The organism is Streptomyces sp. CA-179760 (genome assembly GCF_050937045.1).
Taxonomy (GTDB): Bacteria; Actinomycetota; Actinomycetes; order Streptomycetales; family Streptomycetaceae; genus Streptomyces.
Genome location: NZ_JBNJLZ010000001.1, coordinates 5,339,797 through 5,356,648 on the forward strand (window position 1 = coordinate 5,339,797; position 16,852 = coordinate 5,356,648).

The following is a 16,852-nucleotide window of genomic DNA, read 5'->3' on the forward strand; positions in this document are numbered from 1 at the left end:
CCTGGTGTTTCACTGTCGGGGTGGCGGGATTTGAACCCACGACCTCTTCGTCCCGAACGAAGCGCGCTGCCAAGCTGCGCTACACCCCGATGTCGCTGCTGTCGCGGCGACGTCGTTTACTTTAGCCCACCGGTGGCTAGAGACGAAATCCGTTTTTCCAGGGATGCCGGAGGGGGTTCGGGCGGGCGTGGTCCAGGGCCACGAGGAGGACCGCCAAGGCGTAGCAGGAGAGGCCGAGGAGGAGGGCGTTGCCGAGGACCTTCTTGTAGCCGTCCTGGTCGACGTCGAGGAAGGGGTAGAGGTAGCGGCCGGACGAGCCCGGGAGGAGCAGTTCGCCTCGGATGAGGGAGAAGGCCAGGTAGGCCAGGGGGTAGAGCAGCCAGGTGCTGGCCTGGCGCAGGTGCAGGCGGCCCGGGGGCGTGAGCAGGAGCCAGTCCAGTACGGCCGCGATGGGGGTCACCGTGTGGAGGGTGTAGTGGGTCAGGGCCTGCCACCCCGTCGGGTGGGCCGCGTCGCCCGTGAGGGAGAAGGGGCTGGCCTCGTTCGCCAGGAGCAGGTGGTGTGCCAGGGCCGCGATGACGACGTAGAGGGTCGTCGCGCCCAGTACCGACCCCGGCAGGGGTCGGCCGGCCGTCCAGGCGCGGCGGGCCGAGAGGGCCATGACCAGCGCCAGCAGGATGTTGCTCTGGATCGCGAAGTGGCCCAGGGTTCGGGTCGGGTCGCCGAGGAGCAGTTCGAGTGTCACGCCGACGGCCGCCGCGACGGCGACCAGCAGGCGGAAGGCCGCGGCCGCGGGGCGGCGGACCGGGCTGACGACGGCCGTGGCCGGGACGGGGGAGGGCTTCAGCGCGGGCCTGCCCGGTATCGCGGGCAGGTCCGGGATGTCCCTGGGTATGGGGGCGGTCATGCCCTCACGCTGACAGAAACGGACATAGGGGGCGATGCGGGCGGGGCTGTGTGGGTTAGTCGCCCGTTACCTCGTCGATCCGCCCGTTACCTCGTCGATCCGGCCGCGTACCTCGTCGATCCGGCCGCGTAGCTCGTCGATCCGACCGCCGGCCCCGCCTGTCTCGCAGCTCCCGCTGCTCCGGCCGCTTCCCGCTATGCCGCGCTACTCCCGGCCCACCAGCGTCAGCAGTGTCGCCTCCGGCGGGCACGCGAACCGTACCGGCGTGTAGCGGCTCGTACCGCAGCCCGCCGACACGTGCAGATACGACGTACGGTCCTCCACCGTGTGCGTCGACAGACCCTTCACCCGGTCCGTGTCCAGGTCGCAGTTGGTGACCAGGGCGCCGTAGAAGGGGATGCACAGCTGGCCGCCGTGGGTGTGTCCGGCCAGGACGAGGGGGTAGCCGTCGGCCGTGAAGGCGTCCAGGGTGCGCAGGTAGGGGGCGTGGACGACGCCCATCGAGAAGTCGGCGGAGTCGGACGGGCCGCCGGACACCTGCGCGTAGCGGTCCCGCTTGATGTGCGGGTCGTCCAGGCCCGTCAGCTCCAGCGAGACGCCCTCGATCTTGAGCGTGCCGCGGGTGTTGGTCAGGTTGAGCCAGCCCGCCGCGTCGAAACCGTCCCGCAGGTCCTCCCACGGGTTGTGCACCACGCCCACGGCCGGGGCGTTGCCGTTGAGGCCGTGGCGGCCCTGGGCCCTCTCCAGCAGGTAGCGGGCGGGGTTGCGCAGGGTGGGGCCGTAGTAGTCGTTGGAGCCGAAGACGTACGCGCCCGGGAACTCCATCAGGGGGCCGAGCGAATCCAGGACCTCTGGGACGCCCTCCGGGTCGGAGAGGTTGTCGCCCGTGTTGATCACGAAGTCGGGGCGCAGGCCCGCCAGGGACCGCAGCCAGCGCTGCTTCTTGTACTGGCCGCCGACCATGTGGATGTCGGAGACCTGCAGCACGCGCAGTGGGCGCATTCCGGGGGGCAGGACCGGGACGGTGACCCGTCGGAGGCGGAAGGAGCGGGCTTCGAAACCCGCGGAGTACAACAGACCGGCGGCACCAGCCGCCGCGATTCCCAGGGGGACTCCGTATCGCGCGCGCATACGACCATCGTCTCAGACCCCGGACGTCGACCCTGCCCGGGCGCTGCCCGAAATCCCCTCGCGGCACCGGCGCTTCGATCCGCCGCCCCGCCACCATGGCGCCCTCGCCCCGCAAAACAGGGGGCGTCCCTTCTCCCGCACCTGCGACAATCAGCCCCATGACCACGCTCAAGTCGAAGCTGCAGGATGACCTCAACGTTGCGATCAAGGAGCGCGACGAGCTCCGCTCCTCGACGCTCCGGCTGACGCTCGCCGCGATCACCAAGGAGGAGGTCGCGGGCAAGACGAAGCGCGAGCTCTCCGACGACGAAGTGCAGAAGGTGATCACCCGCGAGGCGAAGAAGCGTCGCGAGGCCGCCGACGCCTTCGCCCAGGGCGGTCGTGCCGAGAGCGCCGAGCGGGAGAAGGCGGAGGGCGAGGTGCTCGCCGCCTACCTGCCCAAGCAGCTCTCCGACGAGGAGCTGGACGCGATCGTCGCCCAGGCCGTCGAGGAGGCGAAGGCCGCGGGTGCCGAGGGGCCCCGGGCCATGGGTGCCGTCATGAAGATCGTGAACCCGAAGGTGGCCGGGCAGGCGGAGGGCGGCCGGGTCGCCGCCACGGTGAAGAAGCTGCTGGCCGGCTGATCACCAGCCGAACGACAGGCGGCCCCCTCCTCCCGTACTGGAAAGAGGGGGCCGCCTGTCGTTGTCACCGGCCCGGGAACGGGTCTGTCACCGGCCCGGGCCGTGCCGGCTCAGCCGAACCGCCCGCCGTTGCCGTTGCCCCCGCCGTTGTCCTGGCCGCGGAAGAAACCCTCCGGGATCGAGAACGAAGGCGTCGGGAAGGGCTCGCCGCCCCCGCCGCCGTTGTTGTTGCCGCCGACCAGGCCGCCGATGAAGCCGCCGTTGCCGTTGCCGTTGCCGTTGCCGTTGTCACCGTCGTCGCGGTCGTCCTCGTCCTCGTCGCCGCGGCCCTTGTGGTTGCCGTCCGGGATGTGGACGTCGTTGAACTGCTCGACGGGCTTGCCCTCCAGCGCGCCCGACATCATGTCGCGCCAGATCGGACCGGGGACCTCACCACCGAAGACCTTGCCGTACGACCGGCCGCCGATGGTGATGCCGGACATCTTCCGCTTGTGCGCGGGGTCGCCGACCCACACCGCGCCGGCCATGTTCGGGGTGTAGCCCACGAACCAGGCCGCGTAACGCTCGTCGGTCGTACCGGTCTTGCCCGCGCTGGGACGGCCGCTGAGGCCGGCCTTCGAACCCGTACCGTCCTCGACGACGCCCTTGAGCAGCGCGTTGATCGTGTCGGCGGTCTTCTCCGACATCGCGCGCGAGCAGGTCGACTTCGGGACCTGAAGCGACTTGGTCTTGTCACCGACCCGCTGGCTGACCGACTCGATGGCGACCGGCGTGCAGTGCATGCCGCGCGCGGCGAAGGTCGCGTACCCGTTCGCCATGGTCAGCGGGGACACCTCCTGGGTGCCCAGGGCGATGGACGGCACCTGCGGCATCTTGTCGCCGTCGGCCCGCTCGACGCCCATCTTCTTCGCCATCGTCGTCACCGGGCAGATGCCGATGTCGCTGATCATCTGGACGTAGTAGGTGTTGACCGACTTGGCGGTCGCTTCCTTCATGTCGTACGGGCCGACCTCCGAGCTGTTCTCGTTCTCGAGCTTGGCGGGGTTGGCGCGGTCGTTCGCCCACCGCTTGCCGTCACAAGCCGAGACGGGGCTCGGGTAGGCCATCTGGTACGGCGAGGAGTACACCTTGTTCGCCGGCATGCCGTCCTCGAGGGCCGCCGCCGCCACGATCGGCTTGAACGTCGAACCGGGCTGGTAGCCCATGCCGCCGCCCATGCCGTCGTCGACGGACAGATTGAGGGTCGTCTCGGCCTTCTTGATGTCGACGCCGTACGGACGCGACTGGCCCATGGCGAGGATCTTGCCGGTGCCGGGCTGGACGATGCTGGCGGCGGTGGCCACCTCGTCGCTCCTGTAGACGTGGTCCTTGATGGACCGCTGGGCCGAGTCCTGGGCCCCCGGGTCCATGGTGGTGCGGATGGTGAGGCCGCCCTGGTTCCAGACCTTCGCCCTGGCCTCCTTCGTCTTGCCGAAGACCTTGTCGTTCAGGAAGACCTCGCGCACGTAGTCACAGAAGAAGCCCGCGCCCTTGACCGCCGTGATGCAGCCGTTCTTGGGCTTGCTGACCTTGAGGCCGAGCGGGGCCTTCATCGCCTCGGCGGCCTGCGGCCGGGAGATGTCGCCGACGGCGGCCATGCGCTGGAGCACGATGTTGCGGCGCTTGGTGGCCTCAGCCTCGTCGTTGACCGGGTCGTACCGGCTGGGCGACTGGACGATGCCGGCGAGGAGGGCCGACTCCTGGATGCTGAGGTCCTTGGCGGACTTCGAGAAGTAGCGCTGGGCCGCGGCCTCGACCCCGTAGGCCTGCTGGCCGAAGAACGTGATGTTCAGGTAGTTCTCGAGGATCTTCTTCTTCCCGAGCTCTTCCTCGACCTGGATCGCGTACTTCAGCTCGCGGATCTTGCGGCCGATGGTCTGCTGGGTGGCCTGCGCGACCTTCGTCGGGTCGTCGCCCGCCTCCTCGACGAAAACGTTCTTCACGTACTGCTGCGTCAGGGTCGAAGCGCCCTGAGAGACCTCACCGCTGCGCGCGTTCTTGTTGAGGGCGCGCAGGACGCCCTTCAGGTCGACCGCGCCGTGCTGGTAGAAGCGCGAGTCCTCGATCGCGACGATCGCCTTCTGCATGTACGGCGAGACGTCCTTGAGCGGGACCACCGTGCGGTCGCGCGAGTAGACCGTGGCGATCTGGCCGCCGTCGGCGTCGAGGATCGTGGTGCGCTGACTCAGCGGCGGTGTCTTCATGTTGGCGGGGAGCTCGTCGAAGCTCTCGACCGAGCCCTTCGCCGCGAGCCCCAGCGCGCCCACCGCGGGCAGCGCGATACCGGCCAGTACGGCTCCCGCGAGGACACTGACACCGAGGAACTTGGCGGCCTGCTGCGCAGGAGACAGACCACCGCCCGAGCTCTTCTTTGGCATGAGGGCAGCCTACGTTCTCATTCGCCGGACAGGCGTATAGGCCTTGGCCTAAGCTGCTCTCAACTGTCACAGCAGTGAGGCCACGTATCAATACGTCCGGCGACCCCGAATCGTTCTGGGTGTTCCCCAACTTTTTTGTTGGGGTCGTGTCCGAATCCGCCTTGTGTGTCATACGGCGTCCGTTGTGACGCAACTGAACTGTCCTGGTTTGCCTGGAAAGTTACGTATGTCGCCAGCTCACTCCCCCGGGTGATCTGCCGCTTACCCATAGTCCGTTCGGGCCATTCAAGATTGGGCCCGAAGGGGGTGTTGCGCTGTGCCCACCTTCCGTAACGTCCTCAACTGGCGGCGGTGAATATGCCGCTGCCGCCGTGGGGGAGCCTCGATTCGGGAGAGGACGGCGCCGGTATGGGCTGGGTAGTCGACTGGAGTGCGCAGGCGGCCTGCCGCACTACCGATCCGGACGAACTGTTCGTTCAAGGAGCAGCGCAGAACAGGGCCAAGGCGGTGTGCACCGGATGTCCGGTGCGTACGGAGTGCCTGGCCGACGCGCTCGACAATCGCGTCGAGTTCGGCGTGTGGGGAGGCATGACGGAGCGGGAGCGCCGCGCACTGCTGCGCAGGCGTCCCACGGTGACGTCCTGGCGCCGGCTGCTGGAGACGGCGCGCAGCGAGTACGAGCGTGGCACGGGTGTCGTGTCCCTCGACGACGACGAGATCTACGAGAACTACGCCGCGGTGAGCTGAGGAGTTCCCTCCGGGGACTCTACGGGGGCTCTTCGGCGTTCATGTCCGGTCGAGGGCCCGTGTGCGGGCCCTCAGGCATCACGGCCGGGCGAGTCCGGCTCGGCAGGGTCGGGAAGCTCGCGCTCGTTCGCCGCGAGCCGGTCGCCGATGTCGCGCAGTCCCGCGAGGTCGTGCACATCGCCGGGCAGTGCGGCCACTTCCGTCACGGCCACCTCGGGGTGGAGCGCGGTGAAGCGGTCACGCGTGCGCTGCTCGCGGGAGAGCAGCTGCATGCGCTCGGCGTGCAACCTCAGCAGGCCTGCCGTGAGCTGGTCGACTGACCGCCCGGTGTCCTCGGCGTTCCCGGCGTCTTCTGCGTCCTCGGTGGGGGAGCCACCTTCGGGAGCCGATGCCGATGCCGGGGCCGATGTCTGAGCCGGGGACTGATCTGGGTTCTGAGCTGGGGTTTCGGACGTGGGAGAGGCTGAACTTCCGTATGCGTCGGGGGAGTTACGAAGTCCAGCTTTCCCGCCCTCCTGATCCACAATGCGGGGCTCTTCAAGATTTTCCGCCGCGGCGAGCGCCCGCTCGGCCGACAGCCGGTCGGCGCCGCTGCCGTGCACCCGGTTGAGCACAAGACCGGCGAGCGGCATGTCCTCCGCGGCCAGGCGCTCCACGAAGTACGCGGCCTCGCGCAGCGCGTCCCGCTCCGGGGCCGCGACCACGAGGAACGCCGTCCCGGGAGCCTGGAGCAGCTTGTACGTCGCGTCCGCGCGCGTACGGAACCCTCCGAACGTCGTGTCCATCGCGGACACGAACGTCTGGACGTCCTTGAGGAGCTGACCGCCGAGCAGCTTGCCGAGGGTGCCGGTCATCATCGACATCCCGACGTTCAGGAACTTCATCCCGGCGCGCCCGCCCAGCTTCGCCGGCGCCGTCAGCAGCCGGATCAGCCGCCCGTCCAGGAACGACCCGAGCCGCTTGGGCGCGTCCAGGAAGTCCAGGGCCGAGCGGGACGGCGGGGTGTCGACGATGATCAGGTCCCACTCGTCCCGGGCCCGCAGCTGCCCGAGCTTCTCCATCGCCATGTACTCCTGCGTGCCCGCGAAGCCCGCCGAGAGCGACTGGTAGAAGGGGTTGCCCAGGATCGCGGCCGCCCGCTCGGCGTCCGCGTGCACCTCGACGATCTCGTCGAAGGTGCGCTTCATGTCGAGCATCATCGCGTGCAGCTCACCGCCCGCGGAGTCGTCGATGCCCTTGACCCGGCGCGGGGTGTTGTCGAGCGAGTCGATGCCCATGGACTGGGCGAGCCGGCGGGCCGGGTCGATCGTGAGGACGACCACCTTGCGGCCCCGCTCGGCCGCGCGCAGGCCCAGGGCCGCAGCGGTCGTGGTCTTGCCGACCCCGCCCGAGCCGCAGCACACCACGATCCGGGTCTTCGGGTCCGCCAGCAGCGGATCGACGTCGAGCAGGCGAGCGGGGGACATGCGGGGGCGGGCCGGGTCGTGTGTGTGGGCCGGGTCCGGACGACTCATGACATCCCCTGCTTCCGACTCATGACGGGCCTTGCCTGTGTGTCCTGGCTCATGACACGCCCTGCCCGCGCAACTCGCGGGCCAGCGCGTACAGCCCCGCCAGGTCCATGCCCTCGGCGAACAACGGCAGTTCGTGCAGCGGCAGGCCCAGCTCGGAGAGCACCGCACGCTGCTCGTGCTCCAGCGCGTACCGCTCGCCGTACTCCTCGGCCTGGGTGAGCAGCGGGTCCACCAGCCGCTCGGCGTGCCCGCCGCGCCGTGCCCCGCCGAGCCCGGCGGACGACAGCGACCGCGCGACAGTGGAACGCGTGGCCGTCCGGACGAGTTCCAGATCGGTCTCGTCCAACACCTCCGGGCGCACCATGTTCACGATGATCCGCCCGACCGGCAGCCGCGCCGACCGCAACTCGGCGATGCCGTCCACGGTCTCCTGGACGGGCATCTCCTCCAGCAGCGTCACCAGGTGCACGGCCGTCTCCGGCGACTTCAGCACCCGCATCACGGCCTGCGCCTGATTGTGTATCGGTCCGATCTTGGCGAGGCCCGCGACCTCGTCGTTGACATTGAGGAAACGGGTGATGCGCCCGGTGGGCGGCGCGTCCATCACGACGTAGTCGTAGGTGAACCGCCCGCTGCGCTCCTTGCGCCGCACCGCCTCGCACGCCTTGCCGGTGAGGAGTACGTCCCTCAAGCCCGGCGCGATGGTGGTGGCGAAGTCGATCGCGCCGAGCTTTTTCAGGGCCCGTCCGGCGCTGCCCAGCTTGTAGAACATCTGGAGGTAGTCCAGAAGGGCCAGTTCGGGGTCGATGGCCAGCGCGTACACCTCCCCGCCCCCGGGAGCGACGGCGATCTTCCGCTCCTCATAAGGCAGCGCTTCGGTCTCGAAGAGCTGCGCGATGCCCTGGCGGCCTTCGACCTCGACGAGAAGTGTCCGCTTCCCCTGCGTGGCCAAGGCCAGCGCTAGGGCCGCGGCCACCGTGGTCTTGCCGGTACCGCCCTTGCCGCTGACGACCTGGAGCCTGCTCACGTATTCGAGCCTAACCAGTCCGCGCCCGGGCTACTCCGGAGGCTGTGGATAACCCGCGCCGTGGTCGGCCGCCTGCCCCTGTCCGCCAGGGGCTAGAGTCGGCCGCATGACCAAGTGGGAATACTCAACCGTGCCGCTGCTCGTCCACGCCACGAAGCAGATTCTGGACACCTGGGGCGAGGACGGCTGGGAGCTCGTCCAGGTCGTTCCCGGGCCGAACAACCCCGAGCAGCTCGTTGCCTACCTGAAGCGGGAGAAGCAGTAATGGGCGCCGTCGAGGCGAAGCTGGCCGAGCTCGGTCTGACCCTGCCCGACGTCGTCCCGCCGCTGGCCGCGTACCAGCCGGCCGTGCAGACCGGCCCGTACGTCTACACCGCCGGTCAGCTGCCGATGGTGGACGGCAAGCTTCCGGTCACCGGCAAGGTCGGCGCGGAGGTCACCCCGGAGGAGGCCAAGGAGCTGGCGCGTACGTGCGCGCTGAACGCCCTGGCCGCCGTCAAGTCCGTCGCCGGTGACCTGGACCGCATCGCGCGCGTGGTGAAGGTCGTCGGCTTCGTCGCCTCGGCCTCGGACTTCACGGGCCAGCCCGCGGTGCTGAACGGCGCGAGCGAGCTGCTCGGCGCGGTCCTCGGCGACAAGGGCGTGCACGCGCGCAGCGCGGTGGGCGTGGCGGTGCTGCCGCTGGACGCCCCGGTGGAGGTCGAGATCCAGGTGGAGCTGGCGTAGCGTCCCCGCGAGAGGACACCGGCCCCCTCTGGGGCCACTCGAACATCAGCCCGTCACGGGATAGCCTCGCGCCCATGGCGAACGGTCAGTGGTATCCCCCGGAGTGGCCGGACCGCATCCGCGCACTGGCGGCCGGCACGCTCACGCCGGTCACCCCGAAGCGCGCGGCCACCGTCATGCTCCTGAAGGACACGGGCACCGGCCCGGTCGTCCACATGCTGCGCAGACGCGCCTCCATGGCCTTCGCCGGGGGCGCGTACGCGTATCCGGGCGGCGGCGTCGACCCTCGGGACGACGACCACCAGGTCCGCTGGGCGGGCCCCACGCGCGCGTGGTGGGCGGACCGGCTCGGCGTCGACGAGACGGAAGCCCAGGCGATCGTCTGCGCGGCCGTCCGGGAGACGTACGAGGAGGCGGGCGTCCTGCTCGCCGGACCGGCGCCCGACTCGGTCGTCGGCGACACCACCGGGGCCGACTGGGAGGCGGACCGTGCCGCCCTGGTCGCCCGGGACCTGTCCTTCGCGGAGTTCCTGGACCGCCGCGGCCTGGTCCTGCGCTCCGACCTGCTCGGCGCCTGGACCCGCTGGATCACCCCGGAGTTCGAGGCCCGCCGCTACGACACCTGGTTCTTCGTGGCCGCCCTTCCCGAGGGGCAGCGCACCCGCAACGCCTCCACCGAAGCGGACCGCACGGTGTGGATCGCCCCGGGCGAGGCGGCGGCCGGCTACGACAAGGGCGAGCTGCTGATGATGCCGCCGACCCTCGCGACCCTGCGCCAGCTGACGCCGTACGACACGGCCGCCCGGGCGCTCGCGGACGCCCCGGGGCGTGACCTCACGCCCGTGCTGGCCACCGCCCGCCTCGTGGGCGGCGAGATCGTGCTCTCCTGGCCGGGCCACGACGAGTTCACCAAGCACATCCCCACCCTCCCGACCTCTCCGACCGGTGGAGCCAGCGCATGACGGACGCAGCAGCCCTTCCCGGCCAGCCCCGGGGCGGTGTCCTGACGGGCCCGGCCACCGCGCGGGCCGTCAACGTCCTGGCGCCCAACCCGTCGGCGATGACCCTGGACGGCACCAACACCTGGATCCTCTCCGAGCCCGGCTCGGACCTGGCCGTGGTGGTCGACCCGGGCCCGCTCGACGACGGGCACCTGCGCCATGTCGTCGCCACGACCGAGCAGGCCGGCAAGCGCGTCGCCCTGACGCTGCTGACCCATGGCCACCCCGACCACGCCGAGGGCGCCGGACGGTTCGCCGAACTGACCGGCACGCGCGTGCGTGCGCTCGATCCGGCCCTCCGGCTGGGTGACGAGGGCCTGGCCGCCGGGGACGTGATCACCGTCGGCGGCCTGGAACTGAAGGTCGTACCGACCCCCGGCCACACCGCCGACTCCCTCTCCTTCCACCTCCCGGCGGACCAGGCGGTCGTGACCGGCGACACGATCCTCGGCCGCGGTACGACGGTCGTGGCCCACCCCGACGGCCGCCTCGGCGACTACCTGGACTCCCTGCGGCGCCTGAGGTCCCTCACGGTCGACGACGGCGTCCACACGGTGCTGCCGGGCCACGGGCCGGTGCTGGAGGACGCCCAGGGCGCCGTCGAGTACTACCTCGCCCACCGGGCCAAGCGCCTCGCGCAGGTGGAGACGGCCGTGGAGGACGGCTACCGCACTCCCACCGAGGTCGTCGCCCACGTCTACGCGGACGTGGACCGCTCCCTGTGGCCGGCGGCGGAACTGTCGGTGCGGGCGCAGTTGGACTACCTGGAGGAGCACGGGCTCATCTGACCGCCGACGTGTCCTGCTACGACGTCGGGCCCTGTCTCGCGAGGAGACAGGGCCCGATGACGTACGGCACGCGCGTGTGCGCGTCAGCGTGAGCGCTTGGCGAGGCGCTCCACGTCGAGCAGGATCACCGCGCGGGCCTCCAGACGCAGCCAGCCGCGCTGGGCGAAGTCCGCCAGCGCCTTGTTGACCGTCTCGCGGGACGCGCCGACCAGCTGGGCCAGCTCCTCCTGCGTGAGGTCGTGCACGACGTGGATGCCCTCCTCGGACTGCACGCCGAACCTGCGGGACAGGTCCAGCAGAGCGCGGGCGACCCGGCCCGGGACGTCCGAGAAGACGAGGTCGGACATCGCGTCGTTGGTCTTGCGCAGCCGGCGGGCGACAGCGCGCAGCAGCGCCGTGGCCACCTCGGGGCGGGCGTTCAGCCAGGGCTGGAGGTCGCCGTGGCCGAGACCGAGCAGCTTGACCTCGGTCAGTGCGGAGGCCGTCGCGGTGCGCGGGCCCGGGTCGAAGAGCGACAGCTCGCCGATGAGCTCGCTCGGGCCGACCACGGCCAGCATGTTCTCGCGGCCGTCCGGGGACGTGCGGTGGAGCTTGACCTTGCCCTCCGTGACCACATACAGGCGGTCGCCGGGGTCCCCCTCGTGGAACAGCGAGTCGCCGCGCGCGAGGGTCACCTCACTCATGGAGGCGCGGAGCTCCGAGGCCTGCTCGTCATCGAGCGCCGCGAAGAGCGGGTTGCGCCGCAGAACGTCGTCCACGAGTTCTCTCCTTGTCGACCTGCTCAGGGGACCTGGATCCCCCTTGTATCAAGGCACCGAGGTGCCCGTTTTGCCGGACGGTCCAAACAGTGTGATCTGTCACAAGGATGCCGCACAGGTGTCCCGGGGTACGCGGCAGGGGTCCAATTGGACGCCGATCTTCAGGGCCCGGGGCGGATGTCGGTGCCACGCCTTAGGCTGGCCGGGTGTCCAAATCGCCGGTGAGAGCACAGGCCGAGGGGGCTGCGCGGGTGGTTGTACGTCGCGATTCCGCTGTGGGCGAACAGAGCCCCGATGGCGGTAGGAAAACGGCGAAAGCGACAGAGAGGGCGGTGCCTTCAGGTCGGTCGACGCCGGCCAAGAAGGCTGCCGCCACGAAGGGCGCTGCCAAGAAGGCCGGGGTTGCGAGCAAGAAGGCATCTGCGAAGAAGGCGGCATCCGTGAAGAAGACGGCCCCTGTGAAGAAGGCTCCCGCCGCCAAGAAGGTCACCGTCGCGCCCAAGAAGGCCACCGCCCGCGTCAAGGGCACCGCGCCCGCAAAGGCCGTCGTCCATCCGCCGGGTGACGAGTCGCGCACCGCGCTGGTCCGCAGAGCCCGCCGCATCAACCGCGAGCTCGCCGAGGTCTTCCCGTACGCCCACCCCGAGCTGGACTTCGACAACTCCTTCCAACTGGTCGTCGCCACGGTCCTGTCCGCCCAGACCACCGACCTGCGCGTCAACCAGACGACACCCGCCCTCTTCGCCAAGTACCCCACCCCCGAGGACCTGGCCGCCGCCAACCCGGAGGAGGTGGAGGAGATCCTCCGCCCGTGCGGCTTCTTCCGGGCCAAGACGAAGTCGGTCATAGGGCTGTCCAAGGCCCTGGTGGAGGACTTCGGCGGCGAGGTCCCGGGCCGGCTGGAGGACCTGGTCAAGCTGCCCGGCGTAGGCCGCAAGACCGCGTTCGTCGTGCTCGGCAACGCCTTTGGGCGGCCCGGCATCACGGTGGACACCCATTTCCAGCGCCTGGTGCGCCGCTGGCAGTGGACCGGCGAGACCGACCCGGACAAGATCGAGGCCGCCATCGGCGCGCTCTTCCCGAAGAGTGACTGGACGGACCTCTCGCACCATGTGATCTGGCACGGCCGCCGTATCTGCCACGCCCGCAAGCCCGCCTGCGGTGCCTGCCCGATCGCCCCGCTCTGCCCGGCGTTCGGCGAGGGCGAGACCGACCCGGAGAAGGCGAAGAAGCTGCTCAAGTACGAGAAGGGCGGCTTCCCCGGTCAGCGTCTGCGGCCCCCGCAGGCCTATCTGGACGCGGGCGGCAAGCCGGCGCCGCCGCTGGGGGCCGGATGAGCTGCCCGACTGTGGGATCGAGCTGCCCGAACGGGGAATCGAGCTGCCCGAACGGGGGACCGTGGTCGTTCGCGGAACGATCTCGGACCCGCCGCGCGTTGGAAGCGGCAGGACGACGGGGGTGGCGATGACGCGTGCGAGCAACACACAGGGTGGGCCTTTGACGCCGAGCAAGGAGGGCCTGCCCGCCTGGCTGGACCCGGTGGTGAGTGCCGTGGAGACGGTCAGGCCGCGGCAGCTCAGCCGTTTCCTGCCGCCCAAGGACGGCGCCGGGCGCCAGTCCGCCGTGCTGATCCTGTTCGGGGAGGGTGAGCGCGGGCCCGAGCTGCTGCTCATGGAGCGCGCGAGTTCCCTGCGCTCGCATGCCGGCCAGCCCTCGTTCCCCGGCGGCGCCCTCGACCCGGAGGACGGCGACCCGCACGGCGACGGCCCGCTGCGGGCCGCCCTGCGCGAGGCGGAGGAGGAGACCGGCCTCGACCCCTCGGGCGTCCAGCTCTTCGGCGTCCTGCCCAGGCTGTACATCCCGGTCAGCGGATTCGTCGTCACCCCGGTGCTGGGCTGGTGGCGCGAACCCAGCCCGGTCGGGGTCGTCGATCCGAACGAGACCGCAAGGGTCTTCACGGTCCCCGTGGTGGATCTCACGGATCCCGCCCACCGCGCCACCACCGTCCACCCCAGCGGCCACCGAGGTCCGGCATTTCTGGTCGAATCAGCCCTTGTGTGGGGTTTCACGGCCGGAATCATCGACCGGCTGCTGCACTTCGCGGGCTGGGAGCGGCCCTGGGACCGCGAGAAGCAGGTCCCGCTCGACTGGCGCGCATGACAGGGTGGCCTCCGTGAACGTGCTGGACATCTTGTTGCTGGTCGCCGCCGTGTGGTTCGCGGTCGTCGGATACCGCCAGGGATTCGTCGTCGGCATCCTGTCGGTGATCGGCTTCCTGGGCGGCGGTCTCGTCGCGGTCTACGTACTGCCCGTCATCTGGGACGCGCTCACGGACAACGCGGAGGTGAACACGACCGCAGCCGTCGTCGCGGTCGTCGTCGTCATCGTCTGCGCCTCCGTCGGCCAGGCCCTCACCACCCACCTCGGCAACAAACTGCGACGGCACATCACCTGGTCCCCGGCCCGGGCTCTCGACGCCACCGGCGGCGCCCTGGTCAACGTCCTGGCGATGCTCCTGGTCGCCTGGCTGATCGGCTCGGCCCTCGCGGGCACCACACTGCCGACGCTCGGCAAGGAGGTCCGCAACTCCAAGGTGCTGCTGGGTGTCTCGCAGGCTCTGCCGGACCAGGCCGCCACCTGGTTCGCGGACTTCTCCTCCGTCCTCGCGCAGAACGGCTTCCCGCAGGTCTTCAGCCCGTTCTCGAACGAGCCCATCACCGACGTCCAGCCGCCGGACCCCGCGCTGGCGAGCAGCCCCGTGGCGACCCGCGCCCAGCGCTCCATCGTCAAGGTCATGGGCACGGCCCCGAGCTGCGGCAAGGTCCTGGAGGGCACCGGCTTCGTCTTCTCCGACCGCCGTGTGATGACCAACGCGCATGTGGTGGGCGGCGTCGACGAGCCGACTGTGCAGATAGGCGGCGAGGGCAGGAAGTACGACGCCACGGTCGTCCTCTACGACTGGCGGCGCGACATCGCCGTACTCGACGTGCCGGACCTCAAGGCGCCGGCGCTGCGCTTCACCACCAAGGACGCGGCCAGCGGGGACGGCGCGATCGTCGCGGGCTTCCCGGAGAACGGGGCGTACGACGTGCGTGCCGCGCGCGTGCGGGGCCGTATCACGGCCAACGGACCGGACATCTACCACCGCGACACGGTCCGCCGCGACGTCTACTCCCTCTACGCGACCGTCCGTCAGGGCAACTCCGGCGGCCCGCTGCTCACCCCCGACGGCAAGGTCTACGGGGTCGTCTTCGCCAAGTCCCTCGACGACGCCGAGACGGGGTACGCGCTGACCGTGGACGAGATCCAGGAGGACATCACCAAGGGGCGCTCCGCCAACCAGCAGGTGGGCAGCGACAGCTGCGCGCTCTAGGAGCGGCTCCGCGGCCCGCGGTGGGGTGGTCGGGGTGTCACTCGCGCGGGTGGCGCCTCAGTCGCGGGTGTGGCGCAGACGTACGGAGACCCAGCGGGCCCGGCGGCGGAGGATGCGCGGGATCCCGACCCGGGGATCCGCGGTCACCATCTGCGGTGCGCCGCTTCTCTGGTGGGGGTTCGCACCGCCCGCCGAGCGGCGATTGCGGCTTGCGTCACTGTAGTCGTGCGTCCAGCCCATACCCCGACGTGTGCCCCCGCCGCATGGTCGATAACCGCTCCTGGGGCGCCCAATTGGCCTATGCGCCAGGCAATTGGCCGTTCGTCGGACAAGCGTTCACGTGCGGATACCGGGCGGGGTCGTCCGGTCACCGATCGGGTTCGGGATCCTTGAGCCAGTTGATGAGCTCCGAGGAGAAGGCGACCGGGTCCTCCTCGTGCGGGAAGTGGCCGAGACCGTCGAACAGGCGCCAGCGGTAGGGGGCTTCGACGTACTCGCCGGAGCCGGCCGCGCTGCGCGTGCGCATCACGGGGTCGAGCGAGCCGTGCAGATGGAGGGTCGGCACGCGCACGGGCCGCTTCATGCGGCGGTTGAACTGGATGCCGTCCGGGCGGGCCAGGGAGCGCACCATCCAGCGGTACGGCTCGACGGCGCAGTGCGCGGCGGAGGGGATGCACATGGCGCGGCGGTACGTCTCCAGGACCTCGTCCTCCGGCGGGCGGGGCCCGGACCAGTCCTGGATCAGCTCGGCCACGAGCGCCCCGTCGTCGGCGGTGAGCTGCCGCTCCGGGATCCAGGGCCGCTGGAACCCCCAGATGTGTGAACCGGCGCGCGTCTGCTTGACGTCTCGCAGCATGGCAGAGCGCCAGCGCCGCGGATGCGGCATCGACGCGACCGCCAGCCGCCGCACCAGCTTGGGGCGCATCGCGGCCGCCGTCCACGCGAGGTATCCGCCCAGGTCGTGGCCGACCAGCGCGGCGTCCGGCTCGCCGAGTGAGCGGATGACGCCGGTGACGTCGAGCGCGAGGTTGGCGGGGTCGTAGCCGCGCGGCGTGCGGTCGCTGCCCCCGACGCCCCGCAGGTCCATGGCGACGGCGCGGAAGCCCGCGTCGGCGAGCGCCACCAGCTGGTGCCGCCAGGTCCACCAGAACTGCGGGAAGCCGTGCAGCAGCAGCACCAGCGGCCCGTCGCCGAGCTCGGCGATGTGGAAGCGGGCGCCGTTGGCGGCGACGTCGCGATGGCTCACCTTTCTCCCGCCGGGGACGTCGAGGAGAACGGCCGAGGCCGGCTGTGCCGAAGGTGGTGTGGCGGGGTCCGTCATGACGACGAGCGTGCCACAGGCTCGAGGGCCTCGTGGACCCGGTCCTGCGGGAGCTCCGGACGGGGGTGCGGCTTGGCCTTCTGCAGGACGACCGCGGTCTCCTTCATGGACGCGGCGACCTTCTGCGGGCCCTTGCTCTTCTTGGCCTTCTTCGCGAAGGTCACGCCGATCAGCGCGAGCACGACCGCGACCAGCACGTTCGCCGCGAAGGACAGCAGGAAGCAGATCGCGAGGTTCCAGTCGCTCCAGGTGCGGATGCCGTACGCCAGCGCGAAGTTCAGCATCGGCAGGGAGAAGATCAGCACCGCGCCGGCTGCCGAGAAGGCGCCGCCGCTCGTCGCGCCGCGCTTGACGTCCTGCTTGAGCTGCGCCTTCGCCAGCGCGATCTCGTCGTGCACCAGCGCCGACATTTCCGCCGTCGCCGAGGCGAACAGCTGGCCGATGCTGCGTTCGGCGCCGACCGGGCTGCCGTCGGGTGCGCTCATCGCGGTGTCTCCCTCTCCGTCTTTTGTACCGTCT

At 70.4% G+C, this 16,852-nt stretch carries 18 protein-coding genes and 1 tRNA gene; 9 read left to right on the forward strand and 10 right to left on the reverse strand.

The window, feature by feature from the left end; translation table 11 throughout:
- Positions 1-15: 15 nt before the first annotated feature.
- The 3 genes from ACQEV8_RS24220 to ACQEV8_RS24230 all read right to left on the reverse strand — a co-directional run bounded on the left by ACQEV8_RS24220 (position 16) and on the right by ACQEV8_RS24230 (position 2,038).
- Positions 16-89: transfer RNA gene (locus ACQEV8_RS24220), tRNA-Pro, on the reverse strand.
- 47 nt (positions 90-136) lie between these two features.
- Positions 137-907, reverse strand: a complete 771-nt coding sequence (locus ACQEV8_RS24225; RefSeq protein WP_432963730.1) for a Pr6Pr family membrane protein — start codon at positions 905-907, stop codon at positions 137-139.
- A 204-nt stretch (positions 908-1,111) separates the two neighbouring features.
- On the reverse strand, positions 1,112-2,038 hold the full coding sequence (locus ACQEV8_RS24230; RefSeq protein WP_432963733.1) for a metallophosphoesterase: 927 nt from the start codon (positions 2,036-2,038) through the stop codon (positions 1,112-1,114).
- 158 nt (positions 2,039-2,196) lie between these two features.
- Between ACQEV8_RS24230 and ACQEV8_RS24235 the strand changes: the two genes are divergently transcribed.
- The gene (locus ACQEV8_RS24235; RefSeq protein WP_432963736.1) at positions 2,197-2,661 is read left to right on the forward strand and encodes a GatB/YqeY domain-containing protein; all 465 of its coding nucleotides are present in this window, start codon (positions 2,197-2,199) and stop codon (positions 2,659-2,661) included.
- Between the two features lie 110 nt (positions 2,662-2,771).
- On the opposite strand, the gene ACQEV8_RS24240 is transcribed toward ACQEV8_RS24235, so the two are convergent.
- Positions 2,772-5,078, reverse strand: coding sequence for a transglycosylase domain-containing protein (locus tag ACQEV8_RS24240; RefSeq protein WP_432963739.1), 2,307 nt, complete (start codon positions 5,076-5,078; stop codon positions 2,772-2,774).
- A 408-nt stretch (positions 5,079-5,486) separates the two neighbouring features.
- On the opposite strand from ACQEV8_RS24240, the gene wblA reads away from it, so the two are divergent.
- Positions 5,487-5,825, forward strand: a complete 339-nt coding sequence (gene wblA / locus ACQEV8_RS24245) for a transcriptional regulator WblA (RefSeq protein ID WP_184594573.1) — start codon at positions 5,487-5,489, stop codon at positions 5,823-5,825.
- A 71-nt stretch (positions 5,826-5,896) separates the two neighbouring features.
- Here the strand turns inward: wblA and ACQEV8_RS24250 are convergent, their stop codons facing one another.
- Positions 5,897-7,339, reverse strand: coding sequence for an ArsA family ATPase (locus ACQEV8_RS24250; RefSeq protein ID WP_432963743.1), 1,443 nt, complete (start codon positions 7,337-7,339; stop codon positions 5,897-5,899).
- Positions 7,340-7,388: 49 nt separating this feature from the next.
- On the reverse strand, positions 7,389-8,366 hold the full coding sequence (locus ACQEV8_RS24255; protein ID WP_432963746.1) for an ArsA family ATPase: 978 nt from the start codon (positions 8,364-8,366) through the stop codon (positions 7,389-7,391).
- Between the two features lie 106 nt (positions 8,367-8,472).
- Here ACQEV8_RS24255 and ACQEV8_RS24260 point away from each other — a divergent pair, with 106 nt between their 5' ends.
- The 4 genes from ACQEV8_RS24260 to ACQEV8_RS24275 all read left to right on the forward strand — a co-directional run bounded on the left by ACQEV8_RS24260 (position 8,473) and on the right by ACQEV8_RS24275 (position 10,881).
- Positions 8,473-8,631, forward strand: a complete 159-nt coding sequence (locus tag ACQEV8_RS24260) for a DUF4177 domain-containing protein (protein ID WP_097218487.1) — start codon at positions 8,473-8,475, stop codon at positions 8,629-8,631.
- The gene (locus ACQEV8_RS24265; RefSeq protein WP_189725766.1) at positions 8,631-9,092 is read left to right on the forward strand and encodes a RidA family protein; all 462 of its coding nucleotides are present in this window, start codon (positions 8,631-8,633) and stop codon (positions 9,090-9,092) included. The genes ACQEV8_RS24260 and ACQEV8_RS24265 overlap by 1 nt, the downstream gene beginning before the upstream one ends.
- Before the next feature lie 74 nt (positions 9,093-9,166).
- Positions 9,167-10,054, forward strand: a complete 888-nt coding sequence (locus ACQEV8_RS24270; RefSeq protein WP_432963751.1) for an NUDIX hydrolase — start codon at positions 9,167-9,169, stop codon at positions 10,052-10,054.
- A complete protein-coding gene (locus tag ACQEV8_RS24275) occupies positions 10,051-10,881 on the forward strand; it encodes an MBL fold metallo-hydrolase (protein ID WP_432963754.1) in 831 nt (276 codons plus the stop codon). Before ACQEV8_RS24270 ends, ACQEV8_RS24275 begins: the two co-directional genes overlap by 4 nt.
- A gap of 83 nt (positions 10,882-10,964) precedes the next feature.
- Here the strand turns inward: ACQEV8_RS24275 and ACQEV8_RS24280 are convergent, their stop codons facing one another.
- The gene (locus tag ACQEV8_RS24280; protein WP_328341651.1) at positions 10,965-11,639 is read right to left on the reverse strand and encodes a Crp/Fnr family transcriptional regulator; all 675 of its coding nucleotides are present in this window, start codon (positions 11,637-11,639) and stop codon (positions 10,965-10,967) included.
- Between the two features lie 332 nt (positions 11,640-11,971).
- Here ACQEV8_RS24280 and nth point away from each other — a divergent pair, with 332 nt between their 5' ends.
- The 3 genes from nth (at position 11,972) to ACQEV8_RS24295 (ending at position 15,012) form a co-directional block, all read left to right on the forward strand.
- Positions 11,972-12,976 (forward strand): endonuclease III, encoded by a 1,005-nt coding sequence (gene nth, locus ACQEV8_RS24285; protein ID WP_432963758.1) that lies wholly within the window; start codon positions 11,972-11,974, stop codon positions 12,974-12,976.
- A gap of 127 nt (positions 12,977-13,103) precedes the next feature.
- The gene (locus ACQEV8_RS24290; RefSeq protein ID WP_432963761.1) at positions 13,104-13,799 is read left to right on the forward strand and encodes an NUDIX hydrolase; all 696 of its coding nucleotides are present in this window, start codon (positions 13,104-13,106) and stop codon (positions 13,797-13,799) included.
- A 13-nt stretch (positions 13,800-13,812) separates the two neighbouring features.
- Entirely contained in the window at positions 13,813-15,012 is a 1,200-nt protein-coding gene (locus tag ACQEV8_RS24295) for a MarP family serine protease (RefSeq protein WP_432963764.1), read from the forward strand.
- Positions 15,013-15,069: 57 nt separating this feature from the next.
- Here the strand turns inward: ACQEV8_RS24295 and ACQEV8_RS24300 are convergent, their stop codons facing one another.
- The 3 genes from ACQEV8_RS24300 to ACQEV8_RS24310 form a co-directional block, all read right to left on the reverse strand.
- On the reverse strand, positions 15,070-15,252 hold the full coding sequence (locus ACQEV8_RS24300) for a hypothetical protein (protein WP_078506886.1): 183 nt from the start codon (positions 15,250-15,252) through the stop codon (positions 15,070-15,072).
- Positions 15,253-15,379: 127 nt separating this feature from the next.
- Entirely contained in the window at positions 15,380-16,333 is a 954-nt protein-coding gene (locus tag ACQEV8_RS24305) for an alpha/beta fold hydrolase (RefSeq protein ID WP_432963767.1), read from the reverse strand.
- Entirely contained in the window at positions 16,330-16,818 is a 489-nt protein-coding gene (locus tag ACQEV8_RS24310) for a phage holin family protein (protein ID WP_391101621.1), read from the reverse strand. Before ACQEV8_RS24310 ends, ACQEV8_RS24305 begins: the two co-directional genes overlap by 4 nt.
- Positions 16,819-16,852: the final 34 nt, after the last annotated feature.

Bases quoted from the DNA above. Each gene is read 5' to 3' on its own strand.
- ACQEV8_RS24300 (WP_078506886.1), bottom strand. From the start codon at position 15,252: ATGGGCTGGACGCACGACTACAGTGACGCAAGCCGCAATCGCCGCTCG.
- ACQEV8_RS24260 (WP_097218487.1), top strand. From the start codon at position 8,473: ATGACCAAGTGGGAATACTCAACCGTGCCGCTGCTCGTCCACGCCACG.
- ACQEV8_RS24250 (WP_432963743.1), bottom strand. From the start codon at position 7,339: ATGAGTCGTCCGGACCCGGCCCACACACACGACCCGGCCCGCCCCCGC.
- ACQEV8_RS24270 (WP_432963751.1), top strand. From the start codon at position 9,167: ATGGCGAACGGTCAGTGGTATCCCCCGGAGTGGCCGGACCGCATCCGC.
- ACQEV8_RS24310 (WP_391101621.1), bottom strand. From the start codon at position 16,818: ATGAGCGCACCCGACGGCAGCCCGGTCGGCGCCGAACGCAGCATCGGC.
- wblA (WP_184594573.1), top strand. From the start codon at position 5,487: ATGGGCTGGGTAGTCGACTGGAGTGCGCAGGCGGCCTGCCGCACTACC.
- ACQEV8_RS24290 (WP_432963761.1), top strand. From the start codon at position 13,104: ATGACGCGTGCGAGCAACACACAGGGTGGGCCTTTGACGCCGAGCAAG.
- ACQEV8_RS24265 (WP_189725766.1), top strand. From the start codon at position 8,631: ATGGGCGCCGTCGAGGCGAAGCTGGCCGAGCTCGGTCTGACCCTGCCC.
- ACQEV8_RS24240 (WP_432963739.1), bottom strand. From the start codon at position 5,078: ATGCCAAAGAAGAGCTCGGGCGGTGGTCTGTCTCCTGCGCAGCAGGCC.
- ACQEV8_RS24225 (WP_432963730.1), bottom strand. From the start codon at position 907: ATGACCGCCCCCATACCCAGGGACATCCCGGACCTGCCCGCGATACCG.
- ACQEV8_RS24235 (WP_432963736.1), top strand. From the start codon at position 2,197: ATGACCACGCTCAAGTCGAAGCTGCAGGATGACCTCAACGTTGCGATC.
- ACQEV8_RS24230 (WP_432963733.1), bottom strand. From the start codon at position 2,038: ATGCGCGCGCGATACGGAGTCCCCCTGGGAATCGCGGCGGCTGGTGCC.
- ACQEV8_RS24275 (WP_432963754.1), top strand. From the start codon at position 10,051: ATGACGGACGCAGCAGCCCTTCCCGGCCAGCCCCGGGGCGGTGTCCTG.
- ACQEV8_RS24305 (WP_432963767.1), bottom strand. From the start codon at position 16,333: ATGACGGACCCCGCCACACCACCTTCGGCACAGCCGGCCTCGGCCGTT.